This window comes from Bacillus sp. FSL K6-6540, from assembly GCF_038007545.1.
In genome coordinates this window covers 3173564-3194137 of the sequence record NZ_JBBOXH010000001.1, presented here as the reverse complement: position 1 = coordinate 3194137, position 20574 = coordinate 3173564, and the positions used below count along the sequence as shown (strand labels likewise).

Annotated in this window: 18 protein-coding genes; 7 read left to right on the top strand and 11 right to left on the bottom strand. The window is 48.4% G+C overall.

Annotation, left to right across the window (positions count from 1 at the left end; all coding sequences use genetic code 11):
• Positions 1–35: 35 nt before the first annotated feature.
• Positions 36–2081: a serine hydrolase gene (locus MHH82_RS14280; RefSeq protein ID WP_340966332.1), complete on the top strand. Its 2046-nt coding sequence runs from the start codon at positions 36–38 to the stop codon at positions 2079–2081.
• 134 nt (positions 2082–2215) lie between these two features.
• Here MHH82_RS14280 and MHH82_RS14275 read toward each other — a convergent pair whose 3' ends face one another.
• From MHH82_RS14275 to MHH82_RS14260, 4 genes are all read right to left on the bottom strand, one after another.
• A complete protein-coding gene (locus MHH82_RS14275) occupies positions 2216–2428 on the bottom strand; it encodes a hypothetical protein (protein ID WP_340969961.1) in 213 nt (70 codons plus the stop codon).
• A 7-nt stretch (positions 2429–2435) separates the two neighbouring features.
• The gene (locus tag MHH82_RS14270) at positions 2436–2750 is read right to left on the bottom strand and encodes a hypothetical protein (RefSeq protein ID WP_340966330.1); all 315 of its coding nucleotides are present in this window, start codon (positions 2748–2750) and stop codon (positions 2436–2438) included.
• A gap of 170 nt (positions 2751–2920) precedes the next feature.
• Positions 2921–3886 carry a DUF4097 family beta strand repeat-containing protein gene (locus MHH82_RS14265; protein ID WP_036663277.1) on the bottom strand — a complete coding sequence of 322 codons (966 nt, stop codon included), beginning with the start codon at positions 3884–3886 and terminating at the stop codon, positions 2921–2923.
• A 304-nt stretch (positions 3887–4190) separates the two neighbouring features.
• Positions 4191–5006 carry a ZIP family metal transporter gene (locus tag MHH82_RS14260; protein ID WP_145036100.1) on the bottom strand — a complete coding sequence of 272 codons (816 nt, stop codon included), beginning with the start codon at positions 5004–5006 and terminating at the stop codon, positions 4191–4193.
• 328 nt (positions 5007–5334) lie between these two features.
• On the opposite strand from MHH82_RS14260, the gene MHH82_RS14255 reads away from it, so the two are divergent.
• On the top strand, positions 5335–5898 hold the full coding sequence (locus tag MHH82_RS14255; protein ID WP_145036097.1) for an NAD(P)H-dependent oxidoreductase: 564 nt from the start codon (positions 5335–5337) through the stop codon (positions 5896–5898).
• A gap of 75 nt (positions 5899–5973) precedes the next feature.
• Here MHH82_RS14255 and MHH82_RS14250 read toward each other — a convergent pair whose 3' ends face one another.
• The 4 genes from MHH82_RS14250 to MHH82_RS14235 all read right to left on the bottom strand — a co-directional run bounded on the left by MHH82_RS14250 (position 5974) and on the right by MHH82_RS14235 (position 11228).
• Positions 5974–6345 carry a winged helix-turn-helix transcriptional regulator gene (locus MHH82_RS14250; protein ID WP_340966327.1) on the bottom strand — a complete coding sequence of 124 codons (372 nt, stop codon included), beginning with the start codon at positions 6343–6345 and terminating at the stop codon, positions 5974–5976.
• Positions 6346–6448: 103 nt separating this feature from the next.
• The gene (locus tag MHH82_RS14245; RefSeq protein WP_340966325.1) at positions 6449–9634 is read right to left on the bottom strand and encodes a bifunctional cytochrome P450/NADPH--P450 reductase; all 3186 of its coding nucleotides are present in this window, start codon (positions 9632–9634) and stop codon (positions 6449–6451) included.
• 389 nt (positions 9635–10023) lie between these two features.
• The gene (locus MHH82_RS14240) at positions 10024–10617 is read right to left on the bottom strand and encodes a GNAT family N-acetyltransferase (RefSeq protein ID WP_340966324.1); all 594 of its coding nucleotides are present in this window, start codon (positions 10615–10617) and stop codon (positions 10024–10026) included.
• Positions 10618–10619: 2 nt separating this feature from the next.
• Positions 10620–11228 carry a TetR/AcrR family transcriptional regulator gene (locus MHH82_RS14235; protein WP_340966322.1) on the bottom strand — a complete coding sequence of 203 codons (609 nt, stop codon included), beginning with the start codon at positions 11226–11228 and terminating at the stop codon, positions 10620–10622.
• A gap of 286 nt (positions 11229–11514) precedes the next feature.
• Here MHH82_RS14235 and MHH82_RS14230 point away from each other — a divergent pair, with 286 nt between their 5' ends.
• The gene (locus tag MHH82_RS14230; RefSeq protein WP_015735023.1) at positions 11515–12006 is read left to right on the top strand and encodes a hypothetical protein; all 492 of its coding nucleotides are present in this window, start codon (positions 11515–11517) and stop codon (positions 12004–12006) included.
• A gap of 127 nt (positions 12007–12133) precedes the next feature.
• On the opposite strand, the gene MHH82_RS14225 is transcribed toward MHH82_RS14230, so the two are convergent.
• Positions 12134–13267: an NAD(P)/FAD-dependent oxidoreductase gene (locus tag MHH82_RS14225; protein ID WP_340966315.1), complete on the bottom strand. Its 1134-nt coding sequence runs from the start codon at positions 13265–13267 to the stop codon at positions 12134–12136.
• 199 nt (positions 13268–13466) lie between these two features.
• Positions 13467–13841 carry a VOC family protein gene (locus tag MHH82_RS14220; protein ID WP_015735021.1) on the bottom strand — a complete coding sequence of 125 codons (375 nt, stop codon included), beginning with the start codon at positions 13839–13841 and terminating at the stop codon, positions 13467–13469.
• A gap of 275 nt (positions 13842–14116) precedes the next feature.
• On the opposite strand from MHH82_RS14220, the gene MHH82_RS14215 reads away from it, so the two are divergent.
• From MHH82_RS14215 to MHH82_RS14205, 3 genes are all read left to right on the top strand, one after another.
• Entirely contained in the window at positions 14117–15577 is a 1461-nt protein-coding gene (locus MHH82_RS14215) for an MDR family MFS transporter (RefSeq protein WP_036663290.1), read from the top strand.
• Positions 15578–15629: 52 nt separating this feature from the next.
• Positions 15630–17081, top strand: coding sequence for an alpha/beta hydrolase family protein (locus tag MHH82_RS14210; protein WP_340966313.1), 1452 nt, complete (start codon positions 15630–15632; stop codon positions 17079–17081).
• Between the two features lie 92 nt (positions 17082–17173).
• A complete protein-coding gene (locus MHH82_RS14205; protein ID WP_340966312.1) occupies positions 17174–18061 on the top strand; it encodes a TetR/AcrR family transcriptional regulator in 888 nt (295 codons plus the stop codon).
• Between the two features lie 122 nt (positions 18062–18183).
• On the opposite strand, the gene MHH82_RS14200 is transcribed toward MHH82_RS14205, so the two are convergent.
• Entirely contained in the window at positions 18184–19680 is a 1497-nt protein-coding gene (locus MHH82_RS14200) for an Lsa family ABC-F type ribosomal protection protein (RefSeq protein ID WP_145036083.1), read from the bottom strand.
• Positions 19681–20171: 491 nt separating this feature from the next.
• On the opposite strand from MHH82_RS14200, the gene mscL reads away from it, so the two are divergent.
• Positions 20172–20570, top strand: coding sequence for a large conductance mechanosensitive channel protein MscL (gene mscL, locus MHH82_RS14195; protein ID WP_015735016.1), 399 nt, complete (start codon positions 20172–20174; stop codon positions 20568–20570).
• The last annotated feature ends 4 nt before the right edge of the window (positions 20571–20574 follow it).

The following is a 20574-nucleotide window of genomic DNA, read 5'->3' as shown; positions in this document are numbered from 1 at the left end:
GAAATCCAATGCATATGAGATAAGGAGAGGAACCCATGAAGCCGAAGAAACAAAGCAAGTCAAGAACCATTCGTGTATTGGCAGCCTCCGTGCTGTCCGCCAGTCTGCTGGCTTTCCCCGTCGATATTCATGCGGCAGCGGCCAAATCCGCAGAAGTCGCAGTCGAATCCCGGCATGCGGGGGCACCGGTACTAAGCTCCAACGAAGTCAAGGCATTCGCTGACGCTTATTTTGTCGATCCCCAGGTTTCGGACATGCTGGCAGGCGCACTAGTAGTGGTCGTACAAGACGACAAGGTGCTGTTGAATACGGGCTACGGTTACGCCAATCTTGAATCCAAGAAGAAGATTGATCCGGATCGTACATTGTTCCGCATGGCATCGATATCGAAATCGGTTACCGCAACGGCGGTCATGCAGCTGGTCGAGAACGGAAAAATCGACCTGAAGCAAAACATAACCGAATACATGCCGGATGTGAAGATCCCTAACCATACCGGCGCCCCCGTCACCGTTGAGCATTTGCTGACGCATACGACAGGCTTCGACTTTACGGACAGCTACTCGGTTCCGCCTCATATCATTCAGAAGGGCGAGATTCCGCTCGCCGATTTTATCCGGGTGAATGCTCCGGCTGTGGTTCGTACGCCTGGTGAAGTTTACCGGTATGACAATCTGGCATCCTCCATGCAGGGATATATTGTCCAGAGCGTATCCGGAGAGCCGTTTGAGAATTATATCAAAAAGCAAATATTCGACCCGCTGAACATGAAGCATGCCGCATTTCGAATGAACGACGATATCATCGCGAATCTTGCCACGGGGTACAATGTCGATCAACAACCGATAAAGCCTTACGAGAATGTGCCTACCATCGCACCTGAAGGCGGCATGTTCGCCAGCGGTACCGATATGGCCAATTTCATTACTGCCCATCTGAACGAGGGCCGATTCGGATCTGCCCGCATCCTGAAGGAGGAAACGACGCGATTGATGCACAAGACGCATTATGATGCCGCTGGCATTCCGTTGACGTCTTACGGCTTCGAGTCGTTCATGCACAACAGCCATAACGGCCAAACGGTGATTGGCAAAGGCGGCGATTTGGAGGGCTACCATTCCTGGCTTTGGCTGCTTCCCGACCAGAATGTCGGTGGTCTGATCGTTGTTAACAGCGACAAGAGCGCTTCGATCCGCAGCGAATTTTTCGTCGCGTTCATGGATCATTTCTATCCGAAAAAGCAGGGCTCAGAGAATTCATTCCCACTCCATCAGGAGCAGCTGCAGAAATTCGAGGGCCTATACAGAAGCCTGAGGACTCCGATTATCGCCACCCAGGTGACTGCCGGACAAGGCGAGCTGCTGGTTAAAGATGCCATGGGCGAGCATAAACTCAAACCGGTCGGACCGCTGCGGTTTGTGGATGAGAACGGTGTACACGCCGCGTTTAAGGAAGATGATAACGGTGATGTTGCGTACATGTATTACACGGCCATCGACAGTATGTCCGAGAAGCTCCCGAATCCTGCTCCTTACAACGACGTCCCTGAAGAAAATCCTTATGCCAAGGACATATACTTCGCTCAGTCTCTCCAGGCTTTCGGGGATAAAGGACAATCCAGCTTCCGGCCGGATGAACCGATTACCCGGGCCGAGTTTGTCAGCGTCATCAGCAGGCTGGCCGGCGTGAAGCCTAGCGAAAGCGTAAGCATATTCAAAGATATGCAAGGGCACCCGCTCGCTGGTTATGTGCAGAATGCTGCGGATATGGGCGCCGTGAACGGCAAGACGAACCAGAATTTCGAACCCGATCAGCCGATCACGCGCCAAGAGGCTGCAGCTATCATATGGCGGACTGCACATCATGCGCTTGGCGCGAAGGCCGTCCCGGCCAAACTCCGTACGAAACCGGCTGCGTGGGCGGATGAAGCGGTGCAGTTTATGGTCGGAACCGGCATGCATGGTCCCGAAGTGACCAAGGATGCAAACGGTGCGGCCGATTACCGGCCAACGGACAATCTTCTGCGGAAGGAAGCGGCGGCCATCTACGCGAAACTGATTCAGCAAGCTTTTGGTTTTTAATTTGGTCCGCTGCTTACTAGTGGAAGCTCGGCACTTATAGCTTAATATGAATAAGAACAGCTGACGGTTTCGAATCGTCAGCTGTTCTAGTACGAATCATTATCAGGTGATGGTGATTAGCCCCCCGATCCTATCTAGAAAAATGCATATAATCCTTCTTCAAAGTACTTGTACTCCGACTCGCTAATCCTTCCTCTTCCATATCCTTCAAAGAAAACGTCGATTTCCGATTCGGTTTCAATCGCGTTCGGTTTTGGGCGTATCGCCAAAGATACATCATACCTTGGATCACCAAGCGCTCCGCCGCTCCAATCTATGATGCCCGTAATGTTTCCGTCGCGAATCAAAACATTATCAATCGTGAAATCGCCATGGATCAAGGTGTTTGTTAAGCGCCCACGATTGATTGTTTTCTTTATCTTCCACGAACCTGTAAACCGAAGGGACAAGCAACGATGTCTTTTGCAGAGAATGCAGAACGCGGATTTCTTGTGCCAGCCACGAGCTGTACTGCTCTCCCTTCGTTCGCTTTAGAATAAATCGCTCCTGCTCGTTTTCCAGTATTCCTACATCCGATGTATGACCCTGTCTTGGAAATTCCAGCTTGGATACCGTACCTACTTCATCTATAATCGTCTCGGGTATTTCATGCAATTGAATCGGAAGCATATCATGTCACCTCACCTACAAATTGGAAGCAAATATTCTTCCTCATTATACACACTGCATTCGCCTTCAATCGATAAATTTTCACCTTGGCTTTTGCACCTTGTTGACTTCATGCACAACAAAAAAGACATCCCCGTTAGGATGTCTTCTCGTCTCTTTTATTCACAGAATTATTCCAGCTTGAAGTTTCCGGAGCCCGTGCGAACCTTCAACAGCACGTCGCCGCTGCCAAGCGTTCCCTTCAGTCTTCCTTTGTCTTCGTCCTTCACCTCGTATCGCATTCCATCCAACCGAATATTTCCCTCACCGGAACTTCCCTGGTAATCGACTTCCAACGAAGTAGGTTCCTGAGCCAGATCAATGCTCACGTTGCCGCTGCCGGTTCGCAGATCGGCATCATGAACCAATCGTTCCGCATCCACGCGGATATTGCCGGATCCCGTCTTGCCTTGCAAAGCCGCTTCTCCATCACTCAGCTCAACGTTGCCGCTGCCGTTTTGAAAACTCAGCTGTTCGGCACGATAGCCGTCTGCCGAGATTTCACCGGACCCCGATTGCAGCGCCACCGATTCGGCTTCAATCTCCTCAACTTCGATATTGCCGCTGCCGGTATGCATAGCCAGCTCCCCGGCATTCACCTGCTGGACATTGACATTGCCGCTGCCTGCCTTGACGGTAACCTCGTCTCCCAGTATGCTCTCTATTTCGATATTACCGCTCCCGCTTTCGATCTTGGCCGTTTCCCAGTTCTTTTCCGGTAACTCCACCGTTAACTGTAGATCCATAATGCTTATACCCAGATTAATGCCATGATCTTCTTCGACGCCAACCGTCATCGAATCGCCGTTCGGCTCAACCTTCAATTTTACTTGGTCCGCATATTTCGAACTTGCCTTTCCACTCAGCCGCACCTTGATCTGATCCGTTGCTCCTGGGACGACATGTATGTCGATGCTTCCGGTCTTCACCGTCAAATCCCGGTAGATATCCGCATCAAGCGTTTGCTCTTCATTTATCTTCTTGGTGTCAAAGGAAAAGCCGAATTGAATATCAGAAAAAATGTTCCTTGGGTTCATCGTAAAGATCAACAGCAGCACACCGACTGCCACGATCAAATATCCTGTTCTCTTCTTCATAACGTGTTCCTCATTCCTTCCGTATCATCCCTTTATGAGTTCTCTGGTTTGTTTTTCCAATATCTGAAGTCCTGTTCAGTATACCATCCCTTCGGGAAATGAGCATTGGCCCCGCGAATGAGATTGGAACCCCGACTTAAGTCTAGTAATGCTGAGATACCTCACAACCTATGGGAGAACAAATCGTTACAACTTCAATCCTGGCAAGGGAAGCCAGCTCGCCGGGAATAAACCTCAGACTATGCTTGAAAACAAAAAAAGCCGCCAATTCCGCGACTTTTCTTTAATAAAAATCCATCCTTACCTATCCCAATGCCACATCAAGAATCATCATCAGTACGAAACCGAACATCAAACTCATCGAAGCCAAATCCTTGTTGCCTTTTTCCTGCGAGCTTGGAATCACCTCTTCGGCTACGACAAAGATCATCGCTCCGGCCGCAAAGCTCAAGGCATAAGGCAGCATGGGTTCAATGAAGGCTACGGCGACCGCGCCTATCACCGCGGCGATAGGTTCGACCATTCCTGAAAACTGTCCATAAAAAAAGCTTCTTCTCCGCGACATTCCGTCACCGCGGAGCGGCATCGAGACCGCTACGCCCTCCGGGAAGTTCTGAATGCCGATGCCCAGGGCCAGCGTCAAAGCTCCCACCAGAGATGCCTCCGTTCCCCCGTTCGCAAGAGCCCCAAATGCGATCCCCACCGCTAATCCTTCCGGAATGTTGTGCAGCGTGATGGCCAGAACCAGCAAGGTGCTTCTTTTCCTCACTCTCGGATTATATCCCTCCGCTCCTCCCATCGGAGAATTGGGGTGAAGATGGGGTAGAATCTTATCGATTCCCCATATGAATACTCCGCCTAATAAAAATCCGAACGCAGCCGGAAACCAGTTCCCGATCGGATTGCCTTCCGACAGTTCGATGGCCGGTGCCAATAATGACCAGTAGCTGGCCGCAATCATGACGCCACCGGCAAACCCCAACATACTATCCAGCAAGCGCTGGTTCAATGTTTTCGTAACAAAAACAAGAGCCGCACCTAACGCCGTCATCCCCCAGGTAAACAAGGTGGCCAGCAATGCTTGGATAATGGGATTGAAATTCATAAAAAAGTCTACCATGCAACAAAGAACCCCTTCGATGAAATTAATATGATACTGATACTATTTCCTAATGCGAGCCTTACATGCATTTGTCGGTGATAATGAAATCGATCTAGAGAATATGTACCCGCACGCGTCCATTCCGATGCATTTCAATGCAAATAATTATATATCATAAATTTCATAAAGTTGATAGATTGTTTTTCCGTGGCACCGGATCGGACCTGCCGTTTCCCCTGAACGCTCACCTTTAGGTAAGTACCTGTAAAAAAAGTGCATACTTACATCAATCCGGCAAGCCCTTTATACTCTAGAACATACATCATATCCAAGGAGGAATCATCTTTTGAAAACTCTCGTTATCGTAACGCATCCGAACATAGAAACATCGATCATCAATAAGCGCTGGGTAGAAGAACTCCGGCAATACCCGGATAAGTATACCGTTCACGAATTGCACAAAGCGTATCCGAACGGAATCATAGACGTGAAAAAAGAGCAGCAGCTCATAGAATCGCATCAAAATTTAGTTTTGCAATTCCCCGTTTATTGGTTTAGCTGCCCGCCGCTCCTGAAAAAATGGCTGGATGATGTTATGACTTATGGTTGGGCTTATGGTTCGAATGGAGGCGATAAACTAAAGAAACGCAAGGTCGCATTAGCCGTATCCGCCGGCATTAAAGAGGAAGATTATCGGGAAGACGGAAGGTATCGCCACACCTTGGGGCAGCTGCTGGCTCCATTGGAGACAACGTTCTTATACTGCGATGCCGATTATCGTTCGTTCTATGCTTTCTACGGGCAGGAGAAGGAACCTGGCGGAAACGCGCCCGACATGGAGCCGTGGCCGCCCCAAAGCACATTGGATATAAGCGCCCGGCAGTATTTGAAGTTCTTAGACAACCTATGATGAGTTGCTGCAACAAAGTAAAAAAAGAAGTATTTCCTGCTGTAGGAAATACTTCTTTAGTTACATCGGCTTTCGTCACGCTTCACGCTGTACGCCTTCCGAAGCAAGCAAACTGTTCTTCTCTCCCCATTCGCACATCATGTGTAATACAGGTATGAGAGAAAGTCCGCGTTCGGATAAAGTGTATTCCACTTTCGGGGGAACCTGGGGATATTCCGTCCGAACGATAAGATCATCCGTTTCCAGCTCCTTTAACATGATGCTAAGCGTTTTAAAGGATATGGAGCCGATGCTTCGTTTCAGCTCGTTATGCCGCATGATCTTTTTTTCTGACAGCCAGTACAGGATGATCATTTTATACTTGCCGCCGATTAAGGACAATGTATATCCAAAGCCGGTGTCTTGGGGTTTCACGCCGGTCGGTACACAGGTTTCGCTTTCCTGCACAAGCCACACTCTCCTTCCGATCTGTTTCCAAGGCTCGATATCAGGATCATTTTATCACAAATACGATCCTGGAAACTCCGGAGATTCCCTTCCGGCATGAGATTCAACCAGCCCAGACGTCTTTTACATATTGTCCTGTCGATTCCAAACCCGACAGCCAGGCAGCAGCATCTTCAGCTTTCACGCCATGACGCTCCTGATAGGATTGAATCAGCGTTTGTTCCACCTCCGGAGCCATCCGGGAGCCGTCGCCGCAAATGTACATTTGCGCTCCGCCATCAAGCAGCGACAGCAATAACATTCCGTCTTGTTTCATCAAATGCTGAACATAGCATTTCTCCGCTCCGCTTACCCTCGAGAAAGCCGTATGCAACGTGACCAGTCCTTCCTGCTCTGCCCGCTCAAGCTCCTCGCGATACAGGAAGTCCTGCTCCGGATTCCGGCAGCCGAAGTACAGATGCGCGGCGCCCAGCTCTTGACCTGCCTCCCGAAGCGCTTGTCTCGCTTGGATAAATCCCCTGAACGGTGCAACGCCCGTGCCTGGTCCGATCATGATCATAGGCGTCGCTGGATCCTCCGGCAGCGCAAAACCCGACTCGGGAGAGCGTATAAACATCAAGACCTCCGCGCCCGTTTCCAATTCGGCCAAATAGTTCGAAGCAATGCCCCGATATTCTCCCTTGCCGCTCCATGCCCGGTCCCGAACGACGCTAACCGTGATGCTTGCCGTATTCCGGCTAACTTTCGGTGAGCTGGAAATCGAATAATATCTCGGCTTCAATGGCGGCAGAAGCTCAAGAAACCGTTCAAACGGCAGTTCGCAGGCTTCATACCGCTCCAGCAGGTCGAGCATGGTGATCCGTTTGGTCCGAACTTCGGCCTGATAGCTCGCTTCCTCTATCAGTTCTTGGAGCTCTTTGGCATGCGGCGGACATACCGTGCAAGCGGCCATTTCCCGTAACTGCGCCCTTGTAGCCGGTTCCTGCAGTTCCACGCTGCGGGACAACAGATCGTCGAGGCGGACAGGTATGCCGGTCGGCAAATGCGCACCGCTTCTTCCTTCTGCAGACAAAATAAGATGGGCGCCCGCGTTCAGTTTGAATCTTCGAAGTACTCGCTGAACCAGTGTCTTTGGATTGACCGGAAGCACCCCCAGATGATCGCCTTCGCGGTATTCCGTTCCCCGCGGGAGCGAGATTTCGATATGCTGCGTGATCCTTCCGCTGCCCTCATGCTGCAGATTGCGGTTAAATACGATATGCCCCGTCACGGCGCGATAGGTTTCCGTCAACGGAACGGCTGCCGCACCCTGGACGAACTGAACGGACAAGGCGCTGCGTTTCTGTCCATGGACCGCCGTAACCGGCAATCCGAGCGATTGCATCAAATCCGGCCATAAATGCTCCGTCCACTCATCGACTTCCCGCTCAAAATCGCCGCTTGCATCACTTTCGCCGCGCTGGATCAAACGCTGCCCCCCTTTGAGTGAAAGCTGCTCGTCGATGAGGCGGGGAATGCGCTGATACGTGCTTGCCCAGTTATGGTCTCCGCACCCGAATACCGCGTAACGAACGCCCTCAATTTCGGATTCGTTCGCGTTCTCAAGCCATTCCATGAAAGCCTTGGCATTGGAAGGCGGTTGTCCGTTGTACGATGCAGTAACGATGACTACAACGCCTTCCTTCGGAAGTTTTCCTGCATATTCGTCCAGTGTGCCCACCTGGCTGTCGAACCCTTGGTGCTTCGCAGCATCCGCTACCTCTCTGGCAATTCCCTCAGCCGTGCCCAGATTGGAACCGTACAATGCGAGCAGCGGCGTATGATGGGCAAATGCCGCCGAAGGATCGGACTTGGCATCATCCCGCTTCTTCGATTCGAGCGAAGCAACTTGACCGCCACCCGGTACCAGGAGAGCCGTCCCGCCTTGACGGCTTCGAACCTGAATACGGAACCCTTCCGGCTTCAGAGTGAGTGTTTCCTTCACTTGCAGCTCATAAGGCTGGTTATCGATCAGTTCGAAATATTTGAGAACCAAACCAAGCACCAGGGTTGCTTCCTGCAGCGCAAACTGCTGCCCGATGCAGGCGCGTTGGCCGTTACCAAACGGTTTGTAAGCGTCATGCGGCACCCGGCTCGGATCCTCGAAGCGTTCAGGTCTGAACGTTTCCGCGTCGTCCCCCCACACCCGCGAGTCCCGATGGAGCGCTGGGATCAGGACGGTCACGCTGTCCCCTTTCTTCATGGGATAGGTTCCCCCGATCGCCGTATCTTCCTTCGCATACAAGGAGAAAGCAGGCGCCGTTGGCCATAAGCGCAGCGACTCGTTGAGTACCATGCGGACGTATTTGAGTTCCCTCACCTGGTTATAGGTCGGAACGGGATCTTTCAGTACGCGGTCCACTTCGCTGACTGCCTTAAACAAGGCTTCCGGATTTTTCATCAAATAATAAATGGCAAAGGACAACAAGCCGCTTGTCGTCTCATGTCCGGCGATCAGAAAGGTGATGATCTGGTAACGGATGTTCTCATGATCGAGAGACTCGCCTGTATCGGGATCGACGCCTTCCAGCATATGCGCGAGCAAATCCCCTTCTTCACCGCCGTGCTTTCTGCGATCTTGGATGAGCTCATCCACAAGGGAGAACATGAACTGGATATCATCCTGAAACTGCCGTTTCTTTTTAATCATAAACATGTCCTGAATGCCCAGACGATGAAGCTGGTTCATGCCCTCATCCAGCGCCCGCACCATACTATCGATAAATGGATGGTTGTCTTCGCGGTAGAAGCTGTTAAACCGGTAATTAAATCCGCAAAGGCCGATCGTATCCAGCGTCAAGCGCGTCATGTCGGCAGGAACATCCACGGTTTCGTCCGGATTGAGCCGAGCCCATTTCTGGATCAGCTGCATGGCGATATCGACCATTTTGGTGTGGTAGCCTTGCATCGCGCGCTGGCTGAAGCTGGAGAGCAAAATGTTATGGGCTTTTTTCCAGTTTGGCTCCTGCGTGGCGCTCGTAAACAATCCATCCCCCGCGAATGGGCGGACATTCTGCAGCGGTGCCCAGATTCGTTTATCAAACCGCTTCTCGTCACAAGCATCCTTGACATATTCATGTCCCGAAACGTACAGTTCCTTGCGTCCGCCTGGATATTGAAATTGAAAAATCGGTCCGAGCTCGGAGGCAACTTTCACAAGCGATTGGACCGGTGCGGCGGAATCCAGCAGCGGCAGATTGCCGAGCGGACCGTAGGTTTTAGGCTGAGGCACTTCCTTGGTTTGTGTCATGCGATCTCCCTCCATCATCCCTGTCATCTCTTTGTATTTGCCCATATTCGGGCAGAATAATTCTTGTTACAGAACCAATTGACCAATTTCGTAATATGGTCATTTTCATGTAAAAAAGGAGGATTCGACGCGGCATCGTTTGTTTTCACTTACAATGGCTGCCTGATCCTGCCTTTACCCTATCATGATATGGATATCCGCACATCTGCCGGAGGTCCGTAATATCGTATAGGTCCGCTGTTATTCGTTTATTACTTTTCAACCAGGAAGTGACCCGTTATTACAACTTTTGGACTATGAATCCAGAATATCGTTTGAACCGATATGGCCATAACCCTGCATGCTAGCTGACATTCACGGATCTATGCTAATGGATCCAGCCGTGATCCTCACTTTACTTGCTTTAGAGATACGATATGATTAATGCCTATTTTCCCTGCTCTCTTTGGGGGAATCGTGGTCCGTTTGTATTCCTTAAAACCCATCTTTTCGTAGAGTCTCATCGCTGGTATATTCGTATCGGCTACCTCTTCTATTAAAAACTCACGGTATGGAGCAGCTTCAAGAATATGGCCTATGATCAGCGAGCCTACCCCTTGTCCTCGATATTCCGCGGCCGTCCCCACAAACTCAATCGAACACTTCATCGGAGACGGATTCGCAAGTGGCGTTTCAAATTCCTTTTTCAAAAACATGTGCGCAAGGCTGCCCTTATATAATCCCAAATGCTTCCGCAGCTCTTTTTTGTTGAGTTTCACGGATAAAGAGGTGCCGTCCGAACATGCAGCCATTCCAGCCACTTTGTCGCCGGCAACGGCAACATAAAATTGGTCCAGGTTAAACATGTGCGCAAAGGCTCTGGCGATTTGCTCCTTATCTTTCGAGAAATATCCAAGCCATTGCGAGAACCCATCTGCAAAAATACGGGACATTTGAACTCTTGCATCCATTTGTAATTGATCGGCTTTCCTAACTGTAAACATAGTCACTCTCCCTCCTTGAACAGGAATAATGTGAGTACGCTCGGTGATGGCATAACGAAGTTGTTTTTCAATATCACTTTCATATCAGCCAGGCCCTGCAATGCCGAATAAAACAACACGGCCATTTCATGGGGATCTCCGGAACGGAAATCGCCTGACTCCTGTCCCTTCTTAATAAGTGCGGCGGTAGAACGCAACAGCCGACCATTTACCTCTAAAACCTCAGCTTGTTTCCGATTGGCTCCATCACCGGAGAAAAACAACTGATTCATGAGAATCAGCAAATTGGCAAGCTCTTCCCCTTCTTGCATATCGTGATAAATTTCGTCAACAAACTGCGTCATGAGTTTTTTCGGCGAATCAGCGTCTTCGAAGGTTTGGATGATTTGGGTCAAGCTGTCAAGCGCAAATTCAACAAGTTCATTAAACAAGCTGTCTTTTGTTTTGTAATGCCGGTATAAAAGCCCGATGCTGATACCGGCTGCATCCGCTATGTCCTGCACATTCGTGGAGCCGAACCCTTTTTGAACAAAAAGCCGCATTCCGGCGGATTGTATTTTTTGTCTGGTTGCGTTACGCATTTCTTCGTATTGTTCCTTTGTACGTGGCAATTTGCCCCTCCTTTTTATTGAGTGAGTTTTTACTCATTATAAAATGCTGGTCTTGGACAATCAATCCATAAACGATGGAATTAGCAAATTGGCCCCCAAGAGCAGTAAATCAAACCGCATGATTTCAAGATGATAATCGTAACAAGCGGTTGCAGTTTCGCAATATAATAAGTCACAGTTTTTTGTTGCATTAGAAACTTTTCTGTAAATGTTCACAGAATTTTCACTTACGAGGAGCTTTTCCCCATCCCTATAATTACAAAGGTAACTAGAAAGGATGATGAAAGTGCCAACTACAAAGAAAGAAAATTTCTATTTCGGTATGATGATGTGTGTAGGGATGGTCATCATGATGACAACCTACAATCTGATCACGAACGGATTGATCGGAAACATATCGCTTGCAGCCGTACTCACGCAGTTTGTTCTGGGCTTTATGATTGCCTTCCTTCTGGAGCTGTTTGTTGTCGGCCCTGCAGCCAAAAAAATCGTATTTTCCATAACGCGCAACAAATCCAGCAAAATTATCATGATCGTGGCAATGGCCTTTTTTATGGTGATTGGGATGGTGACTTTTATGTCCATGTACGGTCTGGCGTCCTCTTACTTTGCCGACGGCCTGCCTGGCGAATCGCTGCTTGGAAGCTACTTCTCCATCTTCATTAAAAATTTTGTGTTTGCGCTGCCGCTTCAACTTCTCATTATAGGCCCGATCGTGCGGTTCCTGTTTGGCAAGCTGAAAGCCAACCGCATGAACGAATCCCTCACGACCGTTTAGAATGTCGGAGTCTTCGCCATACTCATCAATAAAAGCCGCGATATGATCGCGGCTCTTTTGATATCCAATATTCTTCTGCATGGAGTATATATCTGTGATCCATTCCTGGCTCAGATCAGCCAAAGGTTCAAACTTGAGCTTCTTCCATGGCTTTACGAACATCATAATCGCGGATGTCGATATCCAGCGGCATGCGGAGCGCCAGCTTTGCCAGCTGATACCCTAGAAATGGGCCCGTCGTTAGTCCGGACGCTCCCAGCCCGTTTGCCGTAATCAGCCCTTCCCACTCGGGAACTGGGCCGATGACGGGAAGAAAACCGGGCGTAAACGGACGAAAACCAACTCGCACTTCCTGAAACTTGCTGTCTGCTAAATCAGGCGCCAATGCCAATCCTTTATTCAGGATTTCCTGCATGCCGCCAGGAGTCACCCTCGTATCGTAGTCCTTGATATCATTTTCGTGAGTCGCCCCGATTACGATCCTTCGGTTATCGAAAGCGAGCAAATATTGATCCGAAGGCGGCATGATCACCGGCCAGTCTCCTGTATCCGGATAGTCGGACACCTCTACATGCATGATTTGCGCTTTCTGATAGTGAACCCCAAAATGAATGCCTAAAGGCTGCAGCAGTTGGTTTGCCCAGGCGCCGGCACAGACGATGACTTCATCAGCCGAGTAGCGCTTGGATCCGACTACGGTTCCAGTTACGCGGCTCGCCTGATACTGCAGCTCGGCATTCCCGGTTATTAGCTCGGCTCCGTGTCTTTGCGCTGATCGGATCAACGCATCTCGCAGCGCCCGACCATCGACACGGGCTGCACCGCTGATATGAACGGAATGATAGCCTTCCTGGAGCAAAGGAAACCGTTCACGGGTTTCTTCCTCATTCAGCCGTGTGATCTCGCCGATTTCCGGAGCATCCGCTTTTCTCGCATAAGCCCGCTCCTCCATCTTACTGATTTTGTTCACATCTTCATGAATGCTAAGGGCGCCGACTTGGGCGTAGCCCGTGTCCGTTTCGCCCTCGCTGATAAGCTCGTTTATTAATTCAGGATAAAAGCGTGCGCCTGCTTTGGCCAATCGGTACCATGCCTGATTCCGCCTTTGCGACAACCAGGGACATATAATTCCTGCCGCGGCATCGGTAGCCTGCCCTAGATCTTTACGGTCTATAACGAGGACTTCCGCTCCCATTTTGGCTAACTGGTAAGCGGTCGATGCCCCCAGTATACCAGACCCTATGACGATAACTTTCTTCATGTATGACATTCCCTTCCTCAAAGCACTGTATCCATTATAGCGAATACAGGGAGAAAGTATAACGCCGGCCATCTAGCCGTTTAGATCAGGCGGCTAATGCATTTTTTTCAGCAGGGATATTTCTTTCATACAAAAAAGCCGCCAAATAGGCGACTTTACATCCATATGATCTATGGTTGATCTGATGGTACGGTTCATCTTATTTTTCCATGACTGCAAAATAGTTATCTTCCTCATCCGCAAAATTGAAAACTCTGCCGGAAGGCAAATGTACCACTTCGCCGACCGTGATATTGTGGCTGGTTAAATGACGATGCAGCGCATCGAAATTTTCCGTGAACAACATTAAAGACGGTGTGCCCAAATGTAATCCTGGCGACATTTTGGCTACGAATTCCTTATCATGCAGAATGATGCTTGTTTCAGCTTCCTTCGTTGGAGCAATTTCAATCCATCTCATTTCACCGTTGTTCTCTTCAGCGATAACTTCAAATCCTAGCATCTCAGTCCAAAACTTCACGGCTTGATCCTGATTGTATACATACACCATAATTTGACCAACTTTGCTAATCATCGATTCTACACTCCCTCGTATAAGTAAATGAAATGTCAATCCAGCCTGCTTCCATGACTTCCTTTTCTCTTCATATCCTAACATGCCAAATGTATACATATTTCTTTTCAATTGCGAATTTAGGTTTAATTTCTGTCTAACTTCTTCAAAAAACTTGACGGATACCCGTTTGACACAAGATACGTTCATCGTTACTATTATATGTGACTTTATAGTTTTTCAAAAAACTATTAAGTTCATATTCTATATTTTTTACAGAAAGTAGGTTCACCATCATGTCAGATCCATCAGCAATCGTCCGTAACACCCCAGTAGAAAAAGCTTTTACAATCAAAGACATTATTGCGCCATTACTTGCAGTCATCATCGGCACCTTTATGGTCCTGTTGGACAGCACGGTCGTCAATGTCGCCGTACCAACGTTAGTTCAATATTTTGATAGCCCCCTGCATACCATGCAATGGTCGATAGCCGCATACACGCTTGCATTGTCAGCAGTTATCCCTCTCGCGGGATGGCTGTCTGATAAATTTAAGCCTAAACGAGTGTTTCTCATATCGATCGGATTGTTTACGATAGGATCCGTGCTATGTGCTTTTGCCCAGACAGCCGAGCAGCTTATCGCCTTCCGGGTTCTTCAGGGAATGGGCGGCGGCATGGTATCGCCGATCGGGATGGCCATGGTGTACCGTTTGGCACCTCCCGATAAAAGAGGATCTGTTATAGGCATGTTTGGAATACCATTACTGCTTGCCCCAGCGCTCGGTCCCGTATTATCCGGTTGGTTGATTGAGTTTGTCAGCTGGCAATGGATATTTTGGATCAACCTCCCCATCGGCATGATCGGATTATTTGTGGGTATCAAACATCTTCCTTCCTTTCCAGGAAAGGAGGCACCTACTCTGGACATTGCCGGCATGATTCTTGCGCCCATGGCTTTTGCCATGATTACTTATGGGGTCAGTGAGGGAGGGGTAAGCTGGACTTCCCCCAGAACGTTATTCGGAATCACCATCGGTGGGATCGCGCTCCTCCTCTTCATTGGATCCTGCTTGCGGCAAAAACAACCGTTGCTTGAACTGCGTGCGTTTAAATCGGTTGATTTCACACGCGGTATCATCATCTCCTGGATCATGCAGGCTGCCATGTTCGGCTCCGTGCTTCTGTTCCCGCTCCTTCTACAGCAGATTAAAGGTTTCACTCCGCTGACGACCGGATTAATCCTGCTGCCGCAGGCAGTCGGTTCCATGATCTTTATGCCGATGGCAGGCAAGCTGTTTGATAAAGTGGGAGCACGCCCCCCGCTCGTGGCCGGAATGGCGCTGATGACTGTAGCCTTGTTAACGATGTCCTTTGTTCGAATCGATACCCCTTTATTTCTCATCATGATCGTATTGTTCTTCATGGGCTCCGGCATGGGGTTATCGATGATGTCCCTGAATACGCATGTATTAAATGCAACCCCTAAGCACCTTGTAAGCCGGGTTACTCCGCTCACAAGCGCGTCGCAGCAGGTGATCGCTTCATTTGCCGTAGCAGGCTTCACGGGATATTTATCTTCCCGGATGACATCAGACCTGCCGGGTAAGCCTGTTGGAACCAACCCTCTGGAATCCCATACCGCATCCTTTGCGGACACCTTTTTCCTGGCTGCCTGCATTGCATGTATGGGACTGGTTCTCAGCTTATTTCTTAGAAAACCAAAACAAATAACCGATGATTCTTCGTTTCATTGAACAGCAGACATCTAATAAACCACAATAACCGTTACACATAGGAGGAGCTTACTTGAGATTCGGGGAAATGGTTATCATACTATTCATTATCGCTCTGGCTATAGCTACGATTTGGGGACCAAAATCGAAGAAAAGCCAGCTGATTTACTCGTTAATCGTTCTATATATCGTTACGGTTGTACAGATCATCGTGGAGGACTGCCGGTGGCAAATGATTCCTTGTTATGCGGCGTCCGTTATCCTGACGATTTGCATCATTTTTAGAAAAAACGAAAAGAAACCGCGCAGTAAGAGCATGAGAAGATGGACAGCCTGGTTGTGGACAACGGTATTATTCTTTTACGCATCGGTCATGGTCGCGCTGCCTCTCCTGCTCCCTGTATTCGCATTTAATCAACCTCAGGGACCCTATAGTGTGGGAACTGCGGTATACCATTTTATCGACAATGACCGGCCCGATGAGTACTCTGCCGATCCGACGGATCACCGCGAGCTGATGGTACAATTATGGTATCCTTCCGAGCCCGAAACGGGGGAAGAAGCCGCACCCTACATGCGTAATGTAGGAGCCATTACTAAAGGTCTCGAACAGGCTTTGTCTTTCCCTGCTTGGACGTTAAGCCATCTGGGGCTCGTGGGAACTCATGCCTACAGCAATCCCCCGCTGTCCTCCACTGAAGAGGAATATCCCATCTTAATCTTTTCACACGGCATGACGGGATTTCGCAATCAGAATACCTTCCAGATCGAAGAGCTGGCCAGCCATGGATATGTCGTGGTTGGAATCGACCATGCCTATGATGCGGCTGCAACGGTATTCCCGGACGGCCGAGAGATTTTGATCAACAAGCAGCAGCTTTCTGGTTTTGAGGCACTTGACGAGCACATGACATTATGGACTCAGGATGTATCCTTTATTTTGGATCGGCTGGAACAATTGAATGGACAGGATGAACAAGACCGTTTTACCGGCCGTCTTGATTTGGAGCGAATCGGCATGTTCGGGCATTCTTACGGCGGAGCCACCGCTGCCCAAATGCTGCTGAAGGATTCTCGTATCAAAGCTGCGCTCAATATGGATGGAACCTTATATGGGGACCCCATGCCGAGTACGGGACCGAATAAGCCATATTTACAGATGAATGGCGAGAAGAGTATCGATAAATCGATATTCGATAACTCACTCGATCAAGCCATGGCCCAAAGCGGCCATACACGGGAGTATTACCAAGAATTTTGGGAAGAAACGGTACGGCGTCGCATGAATGCTCTGCAAGGAGGGGGATACACGATGACGATTCCCCATACTTCCCATATGAGTTATACGGATTTTCATCTATTCTCTCCGCTGCTGCCTAACCCGGGAGAGAATCCCAGATCGGTTCATCGCATCATAAATGAGGTAAGCGTTGCTTTCTTTGGCCAGTATCTCAAAGGAACACGGAATAACGCCATGGATGAACTGTCGAAAAAATATCCGGATATCGATCTCGTACAAGATTGAGGAGCCTTCTTGTGCCTGTGGATTAGCTCTGCAAAAAACGATATGATAATGATCGAATCCGGTTTATTTGAACATCGTTAGGGGGTCACGCTATGAGCTTGCTAAAAGAAAAAATAATGCAATCGGCTATTCGTTCCTTTGCCGAAAAAGGATATCAAGCCACTTCGATTCAAGATATCGCGGATGATTGCAGCATCGCTAAAGGCTCAATCTATAAATACTATGGTTCCAAAGAAGAGCTGTACATCCGTATTCTGGAGAAACGACAGCAAGATATGATTGATGCCGTAGAGAAGATCCGCAATAAAAGCTTATCCCGCAGGGAAACATTTATTGAGGAGATCGCTTACCAATTCGATTTTTTCATCGAGCATGGATATTATATTTCGCGTGATCATAACGAGCTCCCACCGGCGAACAGTGACAAGATCGGCTCCGTCATTCATCAGCTCCAATTGAATATGTTTCGTTATTACCAGGATATTTTGCTCCGTCATTACGGGAATTCGATAGCGGAATGGAAATGGGATGCTACCGCGATCTTTAACGGATTGATCCGAGAGTATACCTTTCATGTCTTGTTTGGATTCAAGCCGCTCATTCAAAAGGAATTGGCTGTTTTCATTGCGGAGCGAATGGATGATCTCGTACTGGGATTGGAAAAACGTGATCCCCGTCCCCTGCTCACCGACGAACTCATGAAGGAATATTCGATGATTGATCTAGAAGCACTTACCCATACGCAAGAAATTCGAAGAACGGCGTTGATGGATACGATCGAGTCGATTATCCCCGATATGTCCACTACGAATTCTAGAAAAAATGACTTGTCTGAGGTAACGGTAATGCTGCGGGAAGAGTTCTCCGCAGAACGTCCTCGACCCTTTTTGATCCAAGCGCTGCTAAAGGATCTGTCTTCGGAGAACGAGCTGACTTTTTACACGAATCAGCTGCTCCAGTTGATTCGAGAAGGCAATTAAGGTAGAGTGCAATTGAAATCAAGCGAGGCTGGGTTTCTGTAAGATTACCTAGATGATATAACAATATAATGTTAAAAAAAGCTGCCGCTAATGAGCGGACAGCTTTTTTATTCGAAATTTTTCTATGCTTCTTGATTGCCTTCAAGCTCAACGATTTTCGTTGCAACATTTTCGCAAAATGCACGATCATGCTCCACAAACAGAATGGTCGGTGCATACTCCAGCAATAGCTCTTCAATTTGCATACGGGAAATCACGTCAATAAAATTAAGAGGTTCATCCCAAATATGCAAATGAGCCTGCTCACTAAGACTTTTGGCGATCAGGACCTTCTTCTTCTGTCCCCCGCTATAAGTCGAAATATCCTTTTCGAACTGAAGCCTCGAGAAATCGAGCTTCCGCAATATCGATTTAAACAGGCTCTCGTCAATTCCGCTGCTGGTGGCATAATCCGACAAACTGCCCCGAAGATGGGACGTGTCCTGGGATACGTAGGATATTTTCAGCTGACGATCCCTGCTGAGATGTCCCGTGTACTGCAGATCTTCTCCGCATATTAATTTCAGGATGCTGGATTTTCCTGATCCGTTTTTACCCGAAAGGGCAATTCGCTCCCCTTGTTCGATCGTGAAACTTACGTTCTCACACACCGTCTTGGAGCCATATGAGATGGATACATTCTCTAGCTCGGCCAGCTGCTTTTTGTGATACTCGAGCTGGGAAATCGCAAGACTCTCGGAGCTCTCGATATTTTTAAGGAGCTTCGATTTTTCTTCAATAGCGGATTGTTGCCGCTGCTCCAGGTTTTTGGAGCGTTTCATCATTTTGGCTGCCTTGTGGCCAATATAGCCTTTATCGACTTTGGAGCCGGAATTTCTGGTGCCGTTTTTCGTTTTTTCTACTTCATGCGACCAATTTCCCGTTCTTTTGGCAGAATCGGTTAACCGTTTAATGTCTTTCCTGAGTTTCTCGTCACTGGCAAGCTCAAATTGATCCTGTCGCTTTTTATTTTCCCACCATGCGGAGAAATTGCCCTTTTGGATCTCGATATTGGTTTTATTGATGGACAGGATGTGGTCGACACAGTCATCCAGGAATGCTCGATCGTGAGATACCAGAATGTACCCGCTTTTTTTGCTCAGATAGTCGCTGACCGATTTTCTCGCATGCATGTCAAGATGATTGGTCGGCTCGTCAATCAACAGGAAGCGGTTCTCTTTGGTAAAGAGCGCCGCCAACATCACTTTGGTTTGTTCTCCGTTCGACAATGATGCATAAGGCCGGTATAGAACATCTTCCGATACCTTCAGCAAGTTAAGCTCGCGCAGGATTTGCCAATGAACATACTCCGGATAAATCTCTTCGATTACATCCAGGGTAAGATACTCCTTGTGCTCGACATGGTAAGGAAAATAGTCAAAGCTCACGGCGGACGAAATATTCCCGCTGTATTCATACTTGCCTTGCAGCAGGTTCAAGAACGTGGTTTTCCCTCTGCCGTTTCTTCCGGTAAATCCTAATTTCCAATCGGTATCGATTTGAAAGCTCACATTCTCGAATATAGGATCATAACTGCTTTCATAAGCAAAGGTTAGGTTCGTTACATTAATTAATGACATTTTACTCATTCCTCTATGGCGAAATTTCAGAACGAAAAAAGCGCAGATAACACCAGATCCCCGGTGCTTTCCACGCTAACGTTAACCTAACTATACCATAAAGAAACCAAGCGATGGATCAAGTCATCGCTAAGCATGCCTGTATATGAATATAGAAGGATAAAGTTCCGGTATCTGATTGGTTATGATGTGAACCTTGTCTAGTGTTCCCCGTTTCGACAGGTTCACATAAACATCTACAACCTCTAATTCAGTCATCGCTTTATCCCTCCTCTGTATGATCACTCATTATAGTCCGAATATAAAAAAACTTAACATGAAAACCTCCCTTTGGTCAACCTGCTCGGGAGCCTCACCGTTTTAATATTCTGAACGAAGACCATGGATCATATCCGACTTTCCGATCTTGCGCAAATAGCGGGTTGCTGTTAGGATAATTCGAGTGGCAGCTAGCTGCCTAATCATATGGATCGAAAAGCAGGTGACCGATTATGAATTTGTTAAAAGAATTTAAAACCTTCGCACTCAAGGGAAATGTGCTGGATTTGGCCATCGGGGTGATCATAGGGGCAGCCTTCGGCAAGATCGTATCTTCGCTCGTGAGCGATATCATTATGCCGGTGATTGGCTTGCTTCTTGGCGGTGTGGATTTATCAGGGCTGAAGGCTACCATCGGGGACGCAACGCTGACATACGGAGTCTTCCTTCAAACCGTCGTGGACTTCCTGATCGTATCCTTCTCGATATTCATGTTCATCCGCACGCTCAACCGCTTCAAACGCAAAGAAGAGACCAAAGCCGAAGAACCGCCGGCTCCGTCGAAGGAAGAAGTTTTGTTAGCTGAGATTCGCGATTTGCTGAAACAGCAAAACCAGGCCTCCGAAAAATAAAACA